The 20,473-nt window shown below is 58.8% G+C and carries 14 protein-coding genes; 4 read left to right on the forward strand and 10 right to left on the reverse strand.

Annotated elements, in window-relative coordinates; genetic code table 11:
* Positions 1–434: 434 nt before the first annotated feature.
* From nirC to ACZYTD_RS02325, 6 genes are all read right to left on the reverse strand, one after another.
* Positions 435–1,262 (reverse strand): nitrite transporter NirC, encoded by an 828-nt coding sequence (gene nirC, locus ACZYTD_RS02300; protein ID WP_463888683.1) that lies wholly within the window; start codon positions 1,260–1,262, stop codon positions 435–437.
* An 87-nt stretch (positions 1,263–1,349) separates the two neighbouring features.
* Positions 1,350–1,682, reverse strand: coding sequence for a nitrite reductase small subunit NirD (nirD, locus tag ACZYTD_RS02305; protein WP_463888686.1), 333 nt, complete (start codon positions 1,680–1,682; stop codon positions 1,350–1,352).
* Positions 1,679–4,252, reverse strand: a complete 2,574-nt coding sequence (gene nirB / locus ACZYTD_RS02310; RefSeq protein WP_463888689.1) for a nitrite reductase large subunit NirB — start codon at positions 4,250–4,252, stop codon at positions 1,679–1,681. The genes nirD and nirB overlap by 4 nt, the downstream gene beginning before the upstream one ends.
* 90 nt (positions 4,253–4,342) lie before the next feature.
* On the reverse strand, positions 4,343–5,479 hold the full coding sequence (locus ACZYTD_RS02315; RefSeq protein ID WP_463888692.1) for an FAD-binding oxidoreductase: 1,137 nt from the start codon (positions 5,477–5,479) through the stop codon (positions 4,343–4,345).
* A 263-nt stretch (positions 5,480–5,742) separates the two neighbouring features.
* A complete protein-coding gene (hcp, locus tag ACZYTD_RS02320; protein WP_463888694.1) occupies positions 5,743–7,404 on the reverse strand; it encodes a hydroxylamine reductase in 1,662 nt (553 codons plus the stop codon).
* A 396-nt stretch (positions 7,405–7,800) separates the two neighbouring features.
* On the reverse strand, positions 7,801–8,979 hold the full coding sequence (locus ACZYTD_RS02325; RefSeq protein WP_463888696.1) for an MFS transporter: 1,179 nt from the start codon (positions 8,977–8,979) through the stop codon (positions 7,801–7,803).
* 110 nt (positions 8,980–9,089) lie between these two features.
* On the opposite strand from ACZYTD_RS02325, the gene ACZYTD_RS02330 reads away from it, so the two are divergent.
* Positions 9,090–9,989, forward strand: a complete 900-nt coding sequence (locus ACZYTD_RS02330; protein ID WP_463888698.1) for a LysR substrate-binding domain-containing protein — start codon at positions 9,090–9,092, stop codon at positions 9,987–9,989.
* A 225-nt stretch (positions 9,990–10,214) separates the two neighbouring features.
* Here ACZYTD_RS02330 and ACZYTD_RS02335 read toward each other — a convergent pair whose 3' ends face one another.
* The 3 genes from ACZYTD_RS02335 to proC all read right to left on the reverse strand — a co-directional run bounded on the left by ACZYTD_RS02335 (position 10,215) and on the right by proC (position 13,144).
* Positions 10,215–11,312, reverse strand: coding sequence for an alkene reductase (locus ACZYTD_RS02335; protein ID WP_463888701.1), 1,098 nt, complete (start codon positions 11,310–11,312; stop codon positions 10,215–10,217).
* 164 nt (positions 11,313–11,476) lie between these two features.
* Positions 11,477–12,229, reverse strand: coding sequence for a substrate-binding periplasmic protein (locus tag ACZYTD_RS02340; protein WP_463888704.1), 753 nt, complete (start codon positions 12,227–12,229; stop codon positions 11,477–11,479).
* Between the two features lie 105 nt (positions 12,230–12,334).
* Entirely contained in the window at positions 12,335–13,144 is an 810-nt protein-coding gene (gene proC, locus ACZYTD_RS02345; protein ID WP_463888707.1) for a pyrroline-5-carboxylate reductase, read from the reverse strand.
* 363 nt (positions 13,145–13,507) lie between these two features.
* Here proC and ACZYTD_RS02350 point away from each other — a divergent pair, with 363 nt between their 5' ends.
* Complete coding sequence (locus tag ACZYTD_RS02350; RefSeq protein WP_463888709.1) at positions 13,508–14,044, forward strand: N-acetyltransferase family protein; 537 nt, start codon at positions 13,508–13,510, stop codon at positions 14,042–14,044.
* Positions 14,045–14,145: 101 nt separating this feature from the next.
* Here ACZYTD_RS02350 and ACZYTD_RS02355 read toward each other — a convergent pair whose 3' ends face one another.
* On the reverse strand, positions 14,146–14,544 hold the full coding sequence (locus ACZYTD_RS02355) for a hypothetical protein (protein WP_463888711.1): 399 nt from the start codon (positions 14,542–14,544) through the stop codon (positions 14,146–14,148).
* A gap of 436 nt (positions 14,545–14,980) precedes the next feature.
* Here ACZYTD_RS02355 and ACZYTD_RS02360 point away from each other — a divergent pair, with 436 nt between their 5' ends.
* Positions 14,981–17,587: an alpha amylase C-terminal domain-containing protein gene (locus ACZYTD_RS02360; protein WP_463888714.1), complete on the forward strand. Its 2,607-nt coding sequence runs from the start codon at positions 14,981–14,983 to the stop codon at positions 17,585–17,587.
* Positions 17,588–17,832: 245 nt separating this feature from the next.
* Positions 17,833–20,424 (forward strand): alpha amylase C-terminal domain-containing protein, encoded by a 2,592-nt coding sequence (locus ACZYTD_RS02365; protein WP_463888717.1) that lies wholly within the window; start codon positions 17,833–17,835, stop codon positions 20,422–20,424.
* The last annotated feature ends 49 nt before the right edge of the window (positions 20,425–20,473 follow it).

The raw sequence follows: 20,473 nt of genomic DNA on the forward strand, positions 1-20,473 counted from the left end.
ATGCCCTGTCTCTTATACAGATCTTTAGTCGATTGATGAGATAAATGCCGAAAAAGGCGTCGAACAGCTCCTCCCCCTGCCAAGGGGGAGGTTGGGAGGGGGTCGCTTTTGATGTTTCACAAGCTAAAAAGCAAAACCCCATCCCAGCCTTCCCCTTGAACTAAGGGGAAGGAGCCTCTGCTATGTGCGCCACCGGGGCAACCCCTGATAGTTGTGTATAAGAGTCAGGTCCTGGCGGTGATGCCTAAGCGCCAGGTCAACCTGGGATCAGGTGTAAGCCAGAATAGTAGACTTAAAAATAATAAATAAAATCAAATAGATACAAAATACCCAATAAAATCAATAATATATAACATATTGATTTTATTGGCTATATATATTCTCGTTTGGGTCATCCAGCGAAAAGATGGCCCGCGTTGGGCGGGCCAAAGCGGTTAGCCTTGCTGGGGTTGGGGGCTGCGGGTAGCTGCCGTGGCCTGCTGCTTGTTGGCGATGGGGCGCTGGTCGGCCGGGGTGGCATACCAGTAACCCAGGCCCATAAACAGCACGCCGGAGAGGGTGTTGCCCAGGGTCACCCATAGCAGGTTATAGCCGATGCCGGAGAGGGTGAAATCCGGGCTGTGGGCGCCAAACCAGGAGAGGGCAAACAGGGTCATATTGGCGATGGAGTGTTCATAGCCGGAGGCGATGAAGGCCAGCAGGCACCACCAGATGGCGATAAATTTGGCGCTGCCCTCGACGCGCTGGCACATCCAGATCGCCAGACAGACCAGCCAGTTACAGAGCATCCCCTTGGCGATCAGTGCCACCACCGGCAGCTGGGTCTTGGCCAGGGCGGCGCTGTGAACCAGGCTGGCGCCATCGGGCAGCAGCTTGCCGCCACCGGTTTGCCAGAAGAGCCAGGCCACCAGCAGGGAGCCCAGCAGATTGCCGCCCCAGCTCTGGAGTCCTGCGCGCATGGCGCTGGCGCTGCTGATACGACCGGTCTTGACGCCGAAGGTCAGAAACATGGTGTGGCCGGTATAGAGCTCGGCACCGGCATTGATCACCAGAGTCAGGGCTATGCCGAAGGTAGCGCCCATCACCAGCGGCCGCAGGGCGGGATCCACCAGGTTACCCAGGGTGAAGATAAGTATGATGCCCAGGCCCACATAGGCACCGGCCATCATGGAGGCGACCCAGTAGCCGAAGGGGTTTTCCCGGTCGAGTTTGACGACGCGCTCGGCGGTGGCCGCGCACTTATTGATGGTCTCCGTAAACATGGTCTGCTCCTTTAACGCGCTAGATAAAAAATCGGTAGATAAAACTGGGTTGAAAAAACGGCACCCCGAAAGGATGCCGTTGGATAGTTAAAGCCCGACCGCCACCTGATCGCCTTCGATCTGTACCGGATAGGCGCGTACCGAGAAGTCGGCATTCTCCAGACAGACGCCATCTTTGAGGCGAAAATGCTGCTTCTTCAGCGGGCTGGCGACCCATAGTTCCCCCTCGTGCTCGGCGATCAGCCCACGGGAGAGCACATTGGCCTGGGCAAAGGGATCCTGGTTATCGATGGCGTAGACCTGAGCCTCCGCCGAGGGGCGAAACAGGGCTATCTGGCGGCCATCGAGCAGGGCGCAGACGCCGGTGCCCGGCACTATGGCGGTCAGGGGGCAGACGGTATGCCAGGTGGTATGACTCATGGCTTCTCCTCCAGATCAAGGGTATAGACGGGGATGCGTTCGGCCGCCGTGGCCGGTCTGTGCTGGGCACGCTCGGGGACAAACTGCACGTCCGGATCCCGCTGCGGGCTATTGATAAAGTGGGCAAAGCGGGCGTGCTGGCTGACATCTTCCACGGTGCGCTGCCATTCACAGGCATAGGCCTGGCGCAGGGTGGCCATCTCGGCCTCCAGCTCGCTGCAGAGCCCCAGCTTGTCCTCTATGATGACGCCGCGCAGATACGCCATGCCGCCTTCGAGGTTATCCAGCCAGCTGGCGGTGCGCTGCAGCTTGTCGGCGGTGCGCACATAGAACATCAGGAAGCGGTCGATGTAGCGGATCAGGGTCTGCTTATCCAGATCGCTGGCCAGCAGATCGGCGTGGCGCGGTTTCATGCCGCCGTTGCCGCCCACATAGAGGTTCCACCCCTTGTCGGTGGCGATGATGCCCACATCCTTGCCCTGGGCTTCGGCACACTCGCGGGTGCAGCCGGAGACGCCGAACTTCATCTTGTGAGGCGAGCGGATCCCCTTGTAGCGGTGCTCCAGCTCGACGCCCAGGCCCACGCTGTCCTGCACCCCGAAGCGGCACCAGGTGCTGCCCACACAGGTCTTGACCATACGCAGCGCCTTGGCATAGGCCTGACCCGTTTCAAAACCGGCGGCAATCAGGCGAGCCCAGATGGCGGGCAGATCATCCTTGTGGGCACCGAACAGGCCGATACGCTGGGCGCCGGTGATCTTGGTGTAGAGGCGATAATCACGGGCCACCTCGGCTACTGCCAGCAGCCCCTCGGGTGTCACCTCACCACCGGCCATACGCGGGATCACCGAGTAGGTGCCATCCTTTTGCATATTGCCCAGGAAGATGTCGTTGGTGTCCTGCAGGCCGGTAAGCTCAGGCGTCAGCACATAGTCGTTCCAGCAGGAGGCGAGGATGGAGCCTACTGTCGGCTTGCACACCTCGCAGCCATATCTGTGACCACTTTGGCCCTGACCATGTTTGGCGATGGCCTCCTCGAAGCTTCTGATTTGCCCCACCTTGAGCAGGTGGTACAGCTCCTGGCGCGAGTAGGGGAAGTGGGCGCAGAGGTGGTTTTTCACCTCGACTCCCTGCTTGGCCAGCTCGCTGTTGAGTACCTGGGTGATGAGCGGTACGCAGCCGCCGCAGCCGGTACCGGCCTTGGTTTCGGCCTTGATGGCGGCGAGGGTATGATGGCCGTCGGCTACCGCCTGGGCGATGCGGCCCTTGGTCACATCGAAGCAGGAGCAGATCTGGGCACTCTCGGGCAGGGCATCCACACCGAGGGCAGGTTTGGCTCCGGCATAGGCGGGCAGGATCAGGCTGTCGGGATGTTCCGGCAGCGGCATGGCGTTGAGGGTCATCTGCAGCAGATTGCCATAATCCTCCACATCCCCCACCAGCACGGCGCCCAGCAGTCGGTCACCGGCCTCGCTCACCACTATCTTCTTGTAGATGCCAGCCTGCTCATCCTGAAACAGGTAGCTGCGGCTATTTGGCGTACGGCCATGGGCATCGCCGATGGAGCCTACCGATACCCCCAGCAGCTTGAGCTTGGCGCTCATATCGGCGCCTTCGAAGCGGCTCTGCCCGCCTAGCAGATGATCCACGGCGATCTGGGACATCTTGTAGCCGGGAGCCACCAGACCGAAGAAGCGCCCCTGCCAGGCTGCACACTCGCCGATGGCATAGATGTGGGGATCCGAGGTGCGGCAGTGATCATCGATGACGATGCCACCGCGCTCGGCGATGGCCAGATCGCCATAGCGGCCCAGCGTATCCTGGGGACGCACGCCGGTGGAGAAGACCACCACATCCACCTCCAGCTCACTGCCATCGGCAAACTCCAGACGGTGCAGGGCGCTCTTGCCGCCGTGCATCTGGATCTCCCTGGTCTGCTTGCTGGTATGCACCTGCACGCCCATGGACTCAATCTTGCGGCGCAGCAATTCGCCGCCCAGACGATCCAGCTGCTCGGCCATCAGCACGGGGGCGAACTCCACCACATGGGTCTGCAGCCCCAGCGCCTTGAGGGCGCCAGCTGCTTCCAGACCCAGCAGACCGCCGCCGATGACCACGCCGGATTTACCCTGCTTGGCGGCGGCACGGATGGCCTTGAGATCTTCGATGGTGCGGTAGACAAAACACTCATGATGCTGGCTGCCCTGGATGGGCGGCACCCAGGGGTAGGATCCGGTGGCGAGGATCAGGGTGTCATACTCGACCTCTGTGCCCTTGTTGGAGTAGACCACCTTGGCGGCCCTGTCTATCTGTTTGACCGCTTCGCCGAGCAGCACCCGTATGCCGTGACGCTCATAGAAACCGGGTTTGACTAAAGAGAGCTCCTCACTGGTGTGGTGGGAGAAATAGGAGGAGAGGTGCACCCGGTCGTAGGCAAGTCGGGGCTCGGCACAGAAGAGGGTGATCTCGACGCTGGCGCTGTCCAGGCGGTCGCACAGCTCTTCGACAAAGCGGTGGCCGACCATGCCGTTACCGACCACGACGATACGTTGTTTTTGCGTATTGCCCATTAGAGGCTCCTTAAAGAGGCTACTGCCTGACAAGTCCTGTCTGAGATGGCAGAAGTAAAAAATCGGTTGCGCTCTGCACTAGCCGCTGCACTAGCCAATAGTCAGTTGCAGATCGCTGGTTGCCTTGCTCGAGCAGGCCAGCACATAGCCTTCGGCCACCTGTTCGGCAGTCAGTGCCATGGCGCTGCTGCTTTGCACCTCGCCGGATTCCACCTTGCATTTGCAACTGCCGCAGACGCCGGCACGGCAGGCACCGATAATGGGCAGCCCCTCACGCTCCAGGGCGTCGAGCAGGGTCTCATCGGCGCTGATGCTGGTCTGGGTGCCAAAGGCTGGCACGCTAAGGGCAAAGTGGCTGCTTTGTGTTTCGGTAGGGCTGCTGGTGGCTGCGGCGCCTGGATTGGCCGATGGGCTTGGATTGGCCGATGGGCTAAAGCGCTCCTCATGGCGCGGGACACCCACATAGCGCGGGGTATCCAGCAGGCCATTGACGGCATCCATATAGCCCGACGGGCCGCATAGGAAGATCTGGTAATCACTAAGCCCGGCTGTGGTCTCGGCCAACAGATCGGCATCCAGACGACCTGTTGCCAGTTTTACTGAGGCCAGTTGAGCCTGGGGAAGCATCAGCGTATCGGAGGCTGTTTCCAGCAACAGGGTGAGATGAAAGTGGCTGTCCTCTTTGGCGCGTGCCAGCAGTTCGTCACGGAAGATCAGATCTCCCTCATGACGGGCGCTATAGACAAAGTGGATGGGGTTCTTTAGCCCCAGATCCCGCAGGGTTCGGGTCATGGAGAGCATGGGGGTGATGCCGCTACCGGCGGATAACAGCAGCAGTTGCGCTGGCAGAGTCTGGGGCAGATGAAACTGCCCCTGGGGCGGTTGGGCGCTTACCATCATGCCCGGTTGCAGGGTATCGAGCAGATAATTGGAGACCTCACCACCGGCAACCCGCTTGACGGTAATGGCCAGAACATGGGGACGGGTGGGCGCCGAGCTTAAGGAGTACGCCCGACTAAGCTGACGGCCCGCCAGGGTGACGGTGAGCAGGAGAAACTGGCCCGGCAGATAACTAAAACGGCTGGGCTGGGGTGCGGTCTGAAAGAAAAAGGTGGTGGCGGTGACGGTATCGCCATCCTGAGTTTCGTCATGGCGCGCCGTGCAGATCAGCTGGCGCTCACCGTGGCTCCAGTAGGGAGCCTGCAGCAGGGGAGCTAGTTCGATCATCAATGGATTCCTGTACTTGGGCATTATGGTGCAGCCAGCGGCGCATCTTCCTCGCCAACCCGCCGTGAACCCTTCCCTGGGCTGACTCTTATACACAACTCCCATCCTATTAATGAGACATCCAGGGAAGCTGAGGCTCCCTCCCCTTTTTTCAAGGGGAGGGTTGGGGTGGGGTTTGCTTTTTAGCTTGTGAAACATCAAAAGCCACCCCCTCCCAACCTCCCCCTTGGCAGGGGGAGGAGCTGTTCGACGCTTTTTCGGCATCATGCGGCCAGCATGTCGGCCAGATCCTTCTCGACGCTATCGATAAGCTTCAGATCGAAGTTCTCCTGCAGATAGGCCACCAGGTTGGGGGTGAGGAAACCCGGTACGGTGGGGCCGACGCGGATCCCCTTGATGCCCAGCGAGAGCAGGGTCAGCAATATGACGATGGCTTTCTGCTCGAACCAGGAGAGCACCAGGGAGAGCGGCAGCTCGTTGACGCCACAACCAAACTCGTTAGCCAGGGCGATGGCCAGCTGGATGGCGGAGTAGGCGTCGTTGCACTGACCCACATCGAGGAAGCGCGGTATGCCGTTGATGTCGCCAAACTCCAGGGTGTTGAAGCGGAACTTGCCGCAGGCCAGGGTCAGGATCAGGCAATCTTCCGGCACCGCCTTGGCCATGTCGGTGTAGTAGCTGCGCTCGGACTTGTCGCCATCACAGCCGCCGATGAGGAAGAAGTGCTTGATATTGCCCGCCTTTACCTGATCGATCACCGCTGGCGCCGCCGCCATCAGGGCATTGCGGGCAAAGCCTGTGCTGGTATAGGCGGGGATCTCGTCATAGGGGAAACCGGCCATGGATTGCGCCTTGGCGATCACCTCGGAGAAGTCATCCCCCACTATATGGGTGGCACCCGGCCAGCCCACTATGCTGCGGGTATAGATGCGATCCTTATAGTTGCCCACATCGGGGTTGATGATGCAGTTGGAGGTCATGACGATGGGGCCGGGGAAGGCGGCAAACTCTTTTTGCTGGTTCTGCCAGGCGGTGCCGTAGTTCCCCACCAGATGGGGGTACTTCTTCAGCTCAGGGTAACCGTGGGCAGGGAGCATCTCGCCATTGGTATAGACATTGATGCCGGTGCCCTGGGTCTGCTCCAGGATCTTCTGCAGATCGTGCAGATCGTGGCCAGAGACCAGGATCGCCTTGCCCTTGATGGCCTTGACGTTGACCTGGACCGGCTCGGGGTGGCCGAAGGTGCCGGTCTCGCCCTTGTCCAGCATGGCCATGACCTTGAAATTCATCTGGCCGATGCGCATGGCGCAGCCCAGCAGTTCGTTCATGTCGCTAGGATCGGTACCCAGCCAGGCCATGATCTCGTGGAACTCGGCGCCGACGGCATCTTCCTGCTCACCCAGCACCCGGGCGTGTTCCATATAGGCAGCCGCACCCTTGAGGCCATAGAGGCAGAGCAGGCGCAGACCCAGAATATCGGCCCCCACTTCAGCGGCTCCGCGATTGACCGCCGCAGTTGGGGCCAGGGTCAGCAGAGTGGCCTTCTCGGCGGTCAGCTCGACGGCGGCTGGGCCACTCATCAGGGCCGGGGTCTGTCTGGCGGCCAGACAGGCTTCTTCGTAGCGCTGTTTCAAGGAGGCGCGTGCCTGCTGGGCCTCGTCGATAAAGGCGATGATGCGGTTGCTGTCGAAGTTGACATTGGTGAGGGTGGCGAAGAAGGCCTGGCAGACGTAGGCATCGATCTGGCGGTCGACAATATTGAATTCGCGGGCCTTGACCGCATAGGCGCTGACACCCTGCAGCAGATAGATAAGCACATCTTGCAGATCGGAGACTTCGCTGGTCTTGCCGCACATGCCCATGGCATAGCTGCAACCTGTGGCGACCGGGGTACGGATAGTGTGTTCACATTGGACGCAAAACATTCTGGAACTCCTTGGATCTGGTGATGCTTGCCATTCGGGGTTATGGATCCCGGTTAATGGCGGCCTGGGGGACACAAGCTATTTACCAGGGAGGGTTTGCAAGGGGCGGGCCAGCATTTATTTCCTATTAATACAATGAGTTATGGTTTGGCTAAACAGAGATGAGTCATTGTGACTGCGGTTTAAGTGGAGTCAATATGACTCAATCAGTCATATTGACCCTGTCGGGTGGCGGAGTGGCGACGACGACGACAACGACAACGACTAAGGTGAGTAGGAATAAGGTGAGTAGGAATGAGGCGAGTAGGAAGAGGCGGCCGTCTTATCGTCTCGTCAGTGGATAAGAGGGGAGAGGGGGCCACCTCATATGACCCCTGGTATTTGGATTTAGGGCAATCAGGCCGAGACTGCCTCTGGTGTACGCCGCTCCAGCTGTTCGCTGACAAAGGTCAGTACCAGGGCCAGCAGCACTATCAGGGCACCGATCCAGGGGGTATGGCGCAGACCCATATGCTCCACCGTAAAGCCACCAAGCACAGAGCCGATGGCGATGCCGACATTGAAGGCGGCGATATTGAGGCCGGAGGCCACATCCACCGCCTGCGGGGCATGACGTTGGGCCTGTTGCACCACCAGCAGCTGCAGTCCGGGGACGTTACCAAAGGCGAAGGCTCCCCAGATCAGCACCGTCAGCACGGCCAGCAGCGGCACCTGGGCGGTAAAGGTGAGAGTAAAGAGGATCAGCGCCAGACCGCCAAACAGCAGCTTGAGGGCAGGCAAGGCGCCATGCCGATCGGCCAGCTTGCCGCCCCAGATATTGCCAACCGTGACCGAGAGGCCATAGACCAGCAGGATCAGCGTGATGCTGGAAGCCGAGAAGCCGGAGATATCGTGCAGTATGGGCGCCAGAAAGGTGAAGGCGGTGAAGGCGCCACCATAACCCAGGGCGGTCTTGGCGTAGACCAGCAGCAGACGGGGTTGGGTTAGCACACTCAGTTGCTGGCGCAAGGTGGCCGTCGGCCCATTGGCGATGGTAGCAGGCAGCAGCCACAGACTCCCCAGCAGGGCTATCACGCCCAACAGCGACACGGCCAGAAAGGTTTCACGCCAGCCGAAGGTCTGCCCAATCCAGGTGCCCAGCGGTACGCCGGTGACCAGGGCCACGGTCAGGCCGCTGAACATCAGGGCGATGGCACTGGCCGCCTTTTCCTTGGGGACCAGGCTGGTGGCCAGGGTCGAGCCGATGGAGAAGAAGACTCCGTGGGCCAGGCCGGTCAGGATCCGCGCCAGGATCAGGGTGCTGTAGTTGGGGGCTTGCCAGGCCAGCAGGTTACCCAGGATGAAGAGGCTCATCAGCCCCAGCAGCAGCCACTTGCGGGGCAGTTTGCCGGTGAGCGCCGTCAGCACTGGGGCGCCGATGGCGACCCCCAGGGCATAGAGGCTGACCAGCAACCCCGCCGAGGGGAGGGTGACGGCCAGCTGTTCGGCTATGGTGGGTAGCAGGCCGACGATAACAAATTCCGTGGTGCCGATGGCAAAGGCACTCAGGGTCAGGGCAAATAGCGCTAGGGGCATACTCTTCTCCAGTGAGGGATGGCAGGATTGGCCATGGCGCGCAGTATGCCCCTGTCATTTATCGGCAAAAATGACTATAAAGTCATAAAATAGTTGCTTCAGGAGCAGCAATGAAAACCCATTCCGACGAGTTGGCGCTCTATGTGGCCGTGGTGGAGGCGGGCAGTTTCCGTCAGGCGGCCGAGAATCTGGGCATTGATAACTCTGTGGTCAGCCGCGGTGTCAAACGGCTGGAGGAGAAACTCTCCACCATATTGCTGCATCGCACCACCCGCCGTCTGACCCTCACCGCCGAAGGGGAGTGGTACTATCAACGGGCGCAGCAGGTGCTCAGTGACATGGCGGCGGCGGAGGAGAATCTGCTGGCGCGCCAGAGTCAGCCCGAAGGGGTGCTCAAAGTGGATGCCGCCACCCCCTTCATCATTCACCAGTTGGTGCCTATCATCGGCGAATTCCGTCGTCGTTATCCTGCCATCGAACTGCAACTGGAGAGCTCGGATAGTTTTATCAATCTGCTGGAGCGGCGGGTGGATATGGCCATCCGTATCGGCGAGTTGAGCGATTCGAGTCTGCGTGCCCTGCCGCTGGGGCGCTCGCGTCTGCGCATTCTGGGCTCGCCCGCTTATCTGGCGCGAGCGGGAGCGCCCCGTCAGGTGGATGAGCTGGGGCAGCATCAGTTGTTGGGCTTTATGGCTCCGGAGAGCCTTAACCTCTGGCCTCTGCTGGGTGAGCATGGTGACAGGTTGCCCATCACCCCCGCACTGCGTGCCAGCAGCGGCGAAACCCTGCGCCAGTTGGCGCTATGTGGTGAGGGGCTGGTCTGTCTGTCGGATTTTATGACCCAGGGCGATCGGCAACGGGGCGATCTGGTGGAGGTGCTGGCCCGGGTCAATAGTGGCGCCTCTCGGCCCATCAATGCGGTCTTCTACTCGGATGCCAGACGCAATCCGCGGCTGCGGGTCTGGCTCGATTTTTTGCGGGAAAAGCTGGGCAGCGAAGCGAGCCTCTAGTTCGGGAAATGGACCTGAATGTGGGGGCTTTGTGTCAATAATTAAATAAAATAACCAATAAAATCAATAACATATAACATATAACATATAACATGTTGATTTTATTGGTTATATTGTATCTATCTGATTTTATTGTGTTTTTATGGCGATGAATTGTGCATCGCCATGGTTCGCCACTATTTTGTGCAGGCCGGTTTGCCAGAGCCGGTTTGCGCGGGCCGGCTGCTAAGCCAGAGGCGGATAGTCGGTCAGACCCTGGGCACCACCGCCAAACAGGGTGGCCGGATCATGGGGCGCCCAGTTGGCGTGACGGCGGATCCGCTCCGGCAGATCCGGATTGGCGATAAAGGGGCGACCGAAGCCAATCATGTCCGCCCAGCCCGCGCTTATCGCCTCACGAGCGCGTTCGGCATCGTACTTACCAGCGTAGATCAGGGTGTGGGGGAAGGCCTGACGCAGGGCCTGCTTGAACTCGTTACGCATCATGGGCGCATCGTCCCAATCGGCCTCGGCAATATGCAGGTAGGCGATCCCCAGCCGACCCAGCAGGGCGGCGGCGGCCGTATAGGTCTCTTCGGGGTTGGCATCGACGGCACCATTGAGGGTGGTCAGTGGTGCCAGACGCACGCCCACCCGCTCGGCCCCTATGGCGTCCACCACGGCCCTGGTCACTTCGTCAAGAAAGCGCAGCCGGTTCTCCAGGCTGCCACCGTACTCATCCTCACGGCTATTGGCCTCAGAGTCGATAAACTGGTTGATGAGATAGCCATTGGCACCATGCAGCTCGATGCCATCAAAGCCCGCCGCCATGGCGTTCAGCGCTCCCTGACGGAACTCCTCTACCACATCCTTGATCTCCGCTTGGCTTAAGGCCCGAGGGGTTACGGACTCCACAAAGCCGGGGGTGCCCTGACCATCATCGATAAAGACCCTGACACCCTTGGCGGCGATGGCCGAGGAGGAGACGGGCTGCTGGCCGCCGGTGTTGGCCGGATGGGTGATGCGTCCCACATGCCAGAGCTGGGCGAAGATAAGCCCACCCTGGGCGTGAACCGCATCGGTGACCTGGCGCCAGCCTGCTATCTGCTCGGCGCTGTAGATGCCCGGTGTCCAGGCATAGCCCTTGCCCAGGGGGGATATCTGGGTGCCTTCGCTGATGATAAGGCCGGCACTGGCGCGCTGGGCGTAGTATTCGGCCATCAGGCCATTGGCCACATCACCGGGCTGGCTGGCGCGGGAGCGGGTCATGGGGGGCATGACAATCCGGTTGCTGATCTGATAGTGGCCCAGGCGTAGCGGGGTAAACAGGGGATCGGTAGACATGGCAAAGACTCCAGACGAGAAGCGTTGTAACACAGTTGGCCCACTCTACGCCCTTGGCCCATAGGGAAAAACCACCATACCGACAGCAGATTGCTGCTATGTACGCAGTAATCGAATGAGCCGGTGCGCTTCCAGCCACCAGAGGCGGTATCAGGAGTCTAGACTCAAGGCTGGTGGGCGACGCGTTGGCGCCCTATCTCATCCCACAACTGCTCGATCACCTGGCTCTGTTGCCGATACGCTTCTTGATTAAAAAGGAGGTAATACTCTTTGCGAGACAGGGGGGTGGGCAATTTTTCAAATTGTGCGCCCTGGTAACGAGCAATGGCCGCATCGCCCGCCGCCTCCAGGGTGGTGTAGGCGCAGATGCGCCCCCTATCCAGTTTTTTCAAGTTTTGATCGGCGTTTTTACCGCTCTCGCTGGGGATGCCGAGCGACTTGAGGTCCAAGCCTATGGACCACCCTTCGTTGAAACCAATCAGGCAGCTGAGCTGTTGCAGGGGATGGCCGTCCCAGCGAAATGAGCTGCCTGCCTTGCGGTAGAGCACATAGTTGAGGGTGGCCACTCGTCGCTTCGTATCCACCATCCCCTGGCGCTTGGGGTAGGCGAATATCTTGTCCCGCTGCGGGCTCCAGGAGTAGAAGAGGGCGCCATCTAGCTGTCCGAATTCGGCGGCATGCAACACCCGCAGATTTGGCAGGGAGTGCCAGATAATTTGGCAACCCAGTTTTTTGGCGGCGGCATCAACCCAGGTGAAGATGCTGCCCTGGGGGGCCGCACTGGCTTGATTGCGCAGGATATAGGGGGGAATTGGCTCGTCGTTATAGCCGATAATAAAACGGCAGCTGGCCCAACTACTCAGGGGTATCAGTGCCAACAGCCAGAGTGCAAGCATGCTGCTACGCCACATAGTCATGTCCTGTCTCCAAGGCTTTGCCTAGAGTATAGCCACTATGTGGTGATTGGCCTGTGTCGGCTCAACAGGTAAGTACTGGGCAGACCATGGCCTGCCCGTGGGGGATCACTTCTTGCTCATGGCCTCGGATTTGGCCATGCAGCTGACCATGGCATCTATGATGGCGGCACGGAATCCCTTCTCCTCCAACACCTTCACCGCCTCTATGGTGGTGCCGCCCGGTGAGCAGACCATGTCTTTGAGCTCGGCCGGATGCTTGCCGGTCTCCAGCACCATCTTGGCAGAACCCAGCAGGGTCTGGGCGGCGAACTTGTAGGCCTGGGCTCGTGGCATGCCACCCAGCACAGCGGCATCAGCCATGGCCTCGATAAACATGAAGGCATAGGCGGGGGCGGAGCCACTGACGGCGATCACCGAATGGATGAGGTATTCGCTCAATACTTCGGCCTCACCGAAACTCTTGAAGATGCGCACCACGCTCTCCAACTCGGCGGGGGTGATGTTGGCATTAGGGGTGATGGAACACATGGCAGCATTCACCAGCGCTGGGGTGTTGGGCATGGTGCGGATGATCTTGTGCTGGCCGGAGAGTCCCTGCTCCAGGGTGGCTATGGTAATGCCGGCAGCGATGGAGACCACCAGGCAAGTCATGGGCAGGTGGGGTTTGATCTGCTCCAGTACCGTGGCCATGACATTGGGTTTGACGGCGATAAAGAGGATATCGGCCAGGGCCGCGAGCTCGCTCAGGGAGGCCACGGCATTGACGCCAAACTGCGCTTGCATCTCGGCAGACTTGCCCGGGTCTATATCATAGACAAACAGCTGCTCCGGCTGGGTCAGTTGGCTGCGAATGATGCCACCTATGATGGCCTTGCCCATGTTGCCAGAGCCGATGAATGCGATGTTTTGAGCCATGTTAATATCCTTACGAGTCTATGCCATGCGAGTCTATGCCACGTCGGGGTGGCTCCGGGCCAAACAGGCTGCCAATATGGTAAGGCAGCGGGCCCAGTCGATGAATGAAAGCGTCTGCGGATAATCCAGCGGAATTCGCTCGGAGTCAAACCGGATCTGTTGCGCCCAGGTCAGTCTCAGGAGCCTGCGTGCTATGGCCTCGAATGCTGGCCAAGCTTAATCAGCAGAAGCAGGCCTTCTCCTGGCCGAATGAGGGGGGTGGCCTGGCGGCATTGAATCGAAAGGTGTGTCAACTTTCGAACGAAGCTAGTCAGCTGGGCCAGGATTTAAATTTTGGCATGAGATAGCACGCTGGATGGAAGTATGAGTCCGTCAGTGGATTATATCGTCAAGTATGATTTTGTGGTGGAGGTTCAAATGAGTGTCAATATTGCCGCAGTCAACTTTGCTAGCCCAAACGATGGGGCGGCTCTGGTGCAACTGCTCAATGCTTATGCCTTGGACCCTATGGGGGGAGGGGAGCCCTTGGCTATCGAGGTGCAGGCCCAGCTCTGTCAACAGCTGGCCCAAGTGCCGGGAGCCGTGGCCTTGTTGGCCTGGTTGGGTGAGGAGCCGGTGGGCGTAGCCACGGCGTTTGCCGGATTTTCCACCTTTGCGGCCAAGCCCTTGTTGAGTGTCCATGATCTGGCCGTGTTGCCGGCCCATCGCGGGCGAGGCATAGGTCAGGCGCTGCTGGGGGCGTTGGAGCAGATTGCGCGTGAACGAGGATGCTGCAAGATGACCCTGGAGGTGCTCTCCAACAATCTGCGAGCTCAGGCTTCCTATCGGCAGTTTGGCTTTGCCGGTTATGCGCTGGATCCGAGCCAGGGGCAGGCGCTGTTCTGGCAGAAGTGGCTATAACTTAGTGAATTGATTATAAACAAAAAGTGAGCCATGAGGCTCACTTTACAGGCAATGCAAACGGGCTAGGCCCACTCTGTTGGATTAGAGGACTGGAGTACTCAGACTCCTTGATGATGCAGTAGTTCGCGTCCTTGCCGATTGGGTACAAAGGCTAGCAAACGATCCTCATGGCTGAAGCTCCAGCCACAATTCTCCTTGGCTACTTGTACGTAGTGCGAGACCTCCAGGCCTGGCGGCAGTCGTTTGCCCTCCAGGGTGGGCACAGTGAGCCGTTGGCCGGTTGCCGTCTGTAGATGCAGCAGGGTGTGTTCTCCTTGCTGCTCAACATTCAACAACTGCCACTCGCGGTGTTCATCTAGAGACTCCATCGCATCGGGGAAGGCCCCGACGGGTGTGGTCAGCCTGGTGGTACTGCTCTCATCTGCCTCCGCCAACAGGGGGACCCCAGCCAACGCCAGCCCTAACACCAGGTACTGCATGGTTGATTTCACTGTCATCAGACTCCCTATTTTTAGAATACAGCCAGGACAATGTAGAAAATAACAGGGGGGCTGTCTTGGCACTTGCGGTCATAGCGTGGAGAGGATCACGGGATAACCCCATCTTTTTGCAATGAAAACTACCCGCCTCACACAATTGATAACTTTATCACCTTGGTGATGACAGACGCTGTTTTTTCATTGAGTAGAGACTCGGATTCAATCGGAATTCTCAATGGAATCAGCTGTAAGCATGAGAATATTCTTATATTAAATATTCTGCTATTGACTCACATATCGCGCATTTCGTCCTTCACCGATGATGGCATTACCCGGCGCACAAGCGATTTACGAAAGTGCGTGCAGTTCGAATGAAGCCTGCTCTATGACTCGGTATCACTAGAGATGACCAACACAGGCAACAACAAGCAGAGGATGTCCCATGATGAGCAAAATGACGTTGAAATCTCGAAGCTGGATGTTAGGCGCGGCCATTTCTATGGCGCTGGCAAGTCAGGCCGCCGGTGCAGGGGTCATGGTGCATCTGTTCCAGTGGAAATATAACGACATTGCTAATGAGTGCGAGACTGTACTGGGCCCCAAGGGGTTTGATGCGGTGCAGATCACTCCCCCTGCCGAGCATAAACGCGGTAGCCAAGTCTGGTGGAGTGTCTATCAGCCGGTAAACCTGAAAAATTTTAATAGCTTTGGCGGTTCAGAGGCGGAGCTCAGAAGCATGATCACCCGCTGCAAGGCTGCCGGGGTCAAGATCTATGCGGATGCGGTATTTAACCAGTTTGCCAGTGGCACAGATACCGGAACCGGCGGTAGCAGCTATAACTCGGGTGCCTTCAATTATCCGCAGTTTGGTTACAACGACTTCCACCATAGTGGTGATATCACTACCTATTCTGACAGTAATGTGGTTTGGAACGGTGCCCTGTATGGCATGCCTGATCTGAATACCGGCTCCTCCTATGTGCAGGATCAGGTAGCGACCTATATGAAGACCCTGCTGGGGTGGGGCGTGGCCGGTTTCCGGGTCGATGCGGCCAAACATATGTCACCATCGGATCTCAAAGCCATTCTGGATAAGGCGGGTAATCCCAAAGCCTACCTGGAGGTGATTGGTGCTGGGGGCGAGTCGGCTGATATTCAGCCGGGCAAGTATACCTACATAGATACGGTCACCGAGTTCAAATACGGTAGTGACTTGGCGGCCAACTTCCGCGGTCAAATCAAGAACCTGAAGACGTTGGGCGAGAGCTGGGGCCTGTTGCCCTCCAGCAAGGCGTTTGTCTTTGTGGTGAACCATGACCGCGAGCGGGGGCATGGTGGCGGTGGCATGATGACCTTCATGGAGGGGGCCCGTTATGATCTGGGCAACGTCTTTATGATGGCCTGGCCCTATGGCTGGAAGCAGGTGATGTCCGGTTACCGCTTCAACGACATGAGCAAGTATGAGACCGACAAGGGGGCACCGGCCAGTACGCCGTGCAGCGACAGCCAATGGAACTGCGAGCAGCGCCGCCCCATGATCATGAACATGGCCCTGTTTGATAATCGGACTCAGGGGCAAGCGGTCACTAACTGGTGGGACAACGGCAATAACCAGATCGCTTTTGGGCGAGGCAACAAGGGGTTTGTCGCCATCAACAACGAGACAGGCAATCTGGTTGCTTCCCTGCAGACCGGGCTGCCAGCCGGTGAGTATTGCAATATTCTGGCGGGGAACGACTACTGCAGTGGCGCCTATGTCACAGTCGATGGGGCAGGTAAGGCCAGCCTCAATGTGGGGGGGATGAAAGCCGCGGCCATAGTGGCTGAGTGTACCAAGGCGACCCCTTGTGGCGCTGGTGCCAGTGGCCCTGTGCTGCCTGGCAACAAGTTTGCCAGCATGAACCTGCGTGGCACCAACAATGGCTGGGCCAGCACCGCCATGACGGTGGATGCTAACCGTGTCTGGTCGGCCGATGTCACCTTTACCGGTGCCGGGGATGCCACGGGTGCCCAGCGCTTCAAGTTTGATGTCTATGGTAACTGGACGGAGAACTATGGCGACACAGAGGCCGATGGTATTGCCGACAAGGGCAGTACCAAGGATATCTATTTCAATGGTGTGGGTAAGTATCGTGTCGCGCTCAAGGAGAGTGACCTGAGCTACACCCTGACCCAGCTCTCCAGCAATCAGGCGCCGGTGGCGGCCATCACCCCCAAGACGCTCTCGGTAAAACTGGGTGATAGCGTGGTGTTCGATGCCTCCGGCTCTACCGATGATGCGGGTGTCACTGGTTACAGCTGGTCCACCGGTGGCAGCGCCAAGACCGAAACCCTGCTGTTCGATACCCTGGGCACCAAGAGCATCACAGTGACTGTCACCGATGCCGACGGCTTGACTTCCACGGCCAGTGCCACCGTCACAGTGACCGATGGCAGCGTGGCTTATAACAGCACCCTGGCCAGCCTGAATGTTCGCGGAACGCCCAACAGCTGGGGCAATACGGCCATGACGCTGGTGGCGGACAATACCTGGGAGGCGACCGTCAACTTTGATGGTCAGGCCAATCAGCGCTTCAAGTTCGACGTCAAGGGTGACTGGAGCCAGAACTACGGTGACAGCAACAAGGATGGCGTGGCCGAACGCACTGGCGCCGATATCACGACGGCTGTGGTTGGCCAGTACAAGGTGCAGTTTAACGACGCGACCCTCAAGTACAGCCTGACCAAGGTTGCGGAGACCTCAGGTGCTACCACTAACTACACCGGCAAGTTTGCCAGCCTGAATTTGCGTGGTACCAGCAACAGCTGGGGTAAAACCGCCATGAAGCTGGTGGCCAACAACAGCTGGCAGGCCGAGGTGACGTTCAGTGGCTTGGGGGATAGCTCCGGCAGCCAACGCTTCAAGTTCGATGTGAAAGGGGATTGGACCCAGAACTATGGTGACAGCAACAAGGATGGCGTGGCCGAGCTCAGTGGTGGTGATATCACCACGGCCGTGGTGGGCACCTATCTGGTGACTTTTAACGACAGCACCTTGAAGTACAGCCTGGCTGCCAAGTAACGCCAGGGTTTTTAGCCCGAGAGTGTCAGTTCTAGTGGCGTATCCGTTGTGATACGCCACTTTTTTTTGGTGTTTTTTGGAACTCATGCCAAAACCAGTCATAAGACTTACCCCTTCCCCTGAATAATGGCGATGTGATCACGTTTTGCTCTTTAGCCTGCAGGCTGGGAGGGGCGGGTTGCGTATGGCGTTTGATGCCAGGAGTCACTATTGGCCACATCCGTGGCTATCTACTGGGAGCGGGTATGAAGATCAGGACGAGATATTGGGCTCTGGCGCTACTGGCCATGTCAGCTCCGGCCGCTAACGCCGGCGTTATGGTGCATATGTTTGGCTGGAAATATAACGATATCGCCAACGAGTGCGAAAACGTGCTGGGGCCCAAGGGGTATGACGGGGTGGAGATCAGCTCCCCCGCCGAGCATGTGACGGGGGATGGTTGGTGGATCGCCTACCAGCCGGTTAACTACAAGAATTTCACCGCCATCGGCGGCAACGAAACCGAGCTCAAGAGCATGATCACCCGCTGCCACAAGGCGGGGATCAAGGTGTATGCCGATGCGGTGTTCAACCAGATGTCCGACAGCAGTGGCACCGGCAGCGGCGGCTCCAGCTTTGGCGGCGGCACCTATCCGGCCTTCTCGGCCAAAGAGTTCCACACCGCCTGCGCCATGAGTTCAGGCAGCTACAAGACCAGCCGCACCGAGGTGCAAACCTGTCGCTTTGGCGGCCTGCCGGATCTGGATACCGGCTCCGTCTATGTGCAGGGGCAGATTGCCACCTATCTCAAGACCCTCACCGGCTTTGGCATCGACGGATTTCGCATCGATGCGGCCAAACATATCAGCGCCACCGATCTCTCGGCCATCCTGACCCAGGCGGGCAAGCCCTTCGTCTATCAGGAGGTGATCTACGGCGGCAAGGATGAAGTGGTGCAGCCCGAGGAGTACCAGAATATCGGCATGGTGCTGGAGTCGCGCTTCACCGGCGGCGGGCTGGATGAGAAGTTCCGCAGCAAGATCAGCGGGTTGAAAAATATCGGCGAGAGCTGGGGCTTTTTGCCCTCGGCCAAGGCCCAGGTGATGGTGACCAACCACGATTATGAGCGCAGCGGTGGCAGTATCAGTTATAAGGATGGTGCCATCTACCGTCTGGCGAACGTCTTTATGCTGGGCTGGCCCTACGGCTACCCCCAGGTGATGTCGGGCTATGATTTCGGCACCGCGACTATGGCGCTGGCGCCGAGCATCACGCCCTGCACCACCGGCTCGAAGTGGAACTGCGAGCAGCGCTGGCCCCAGATCGCCAACATGGTCTACTTCCACAACGTGACCAAGTCGGTGACCACAGTGTCCAACTGGTGGGATAACGGCAATAACCAGATCGCCTTTGGCCGTGGCAACAAGGGTTTTGTGGTGATCAACAACGAAACCGGCGCCATGAACCAGAGCCTGACCACAGCTCTGCCAGCGGGTGAGTACTGCAATATTCTGGCGGGCAGTGCGCTGTGCAGCGGCAGCTATGTAACGGTGGATGGCAGCGGCAAGGCGACCTTCAGCGTGGCGGCCAAGGATGCGGCGGCGATCGTGGCAGGTTGCACCAGGGCCAATAACTGCTCGGGTTCGATTGATACGGGTCGCTTTGCCTCCATGAGCTTTCGTGGCACCCCCAATAGCTGGGCCACCACGGCCATGACGGTGGATAGCAGCAAGCGCATCTGGTCTACCATGGTGAACTTTACCGGCAAGGGAGATGGCGGCGGCGCCCAGCGCTTCAAGTTCGATGTCTATGGCAACTGGACGGAAAACTATGGTGACACCAATGCTGATGGCATAGCCGAGAAGGGGAGCAGCAAGGACATCTATTTTACTGGCGTGGGCAAGTATCGGGTCTCCTTCAAGGAGAGCGATCTGAGCTATACCCTGACCCAGATAGTGGAAAATCAGGCACCTGTGGCGGCCATCACTCCCAAGACGATTTCGGTAAAACTGGGTGATAGCGTGGTGTTCGATGCCTCCGGCTCTACCGATGATGTGGGCGTGACTGGCTATAGCTGGTCAACCGGCGGCAGCGGCAAGGCGGAGACGGTCAAGTTTGACGCGCTGGGCAGCAAAACCATCAGCGTGACCGTCATGGACAAGGAGGGGCTCAGCTCGACCGCGACGGCGACCGTGACAGTCACCGATGGCAGCACCGCCTTTATCGGCAACTTTGCCAGCCTGAATATCCGTGGCACCCCCAACAGCTGGGGCAATCTGGCCATGACGCTGGTGGCGGATAACACCTGGGAGGCCACGGTCAACTTCGATGGTCAGGCCAACCAGCGCTTCAAGTTTGACGTCAAGGGTGACTGGAGCCAGAACTACGGCGACAGCAACAAGGATGGGGTGGCCGAGCGTGCCGGGGCCGACATCACCACTTCGGTCACAGGCCAATACAAGGTGCAGTTTAACGACGCCACCTTGAAATACAGCCTGACCAAGATTGGAGACTCAGGTAACGGAGGCAATAACGGCGGCGGTGATACCGGCAGCTATACTGGCAAGTTCACCTCCCTCTCTCTGCGCGGCACGCCCAACGGCTGGGCTACCACGGCCCTGAAGCTGGTGGCCAATAACAGCTGGCAGGCCGAGGTGGTGTTTACTGGTAAGGGAGACGGCGGCGGGGCCCAGCGCTTCAAGTTTGACGTCAAGGGCGACTGGAGCGAAAACTACGGTGACACCAACAAGGATGGCGTGGCCGAGCGCAGCGGTGGCGACATCACCACTCCCGTCGTTGGCACCTATCTGGTGACCTTCAACGACAGCAGCCTCAAGTACACGCTTGTTGCCAAATGAGCTGAGCCCTAATAGGTAGGGCGCTGCGATAGGTGCGCCATTCAACCCC

The organism is Pseudaeromonas sp. HNCC25DJ180 (genome assembly GCF_055413345.1).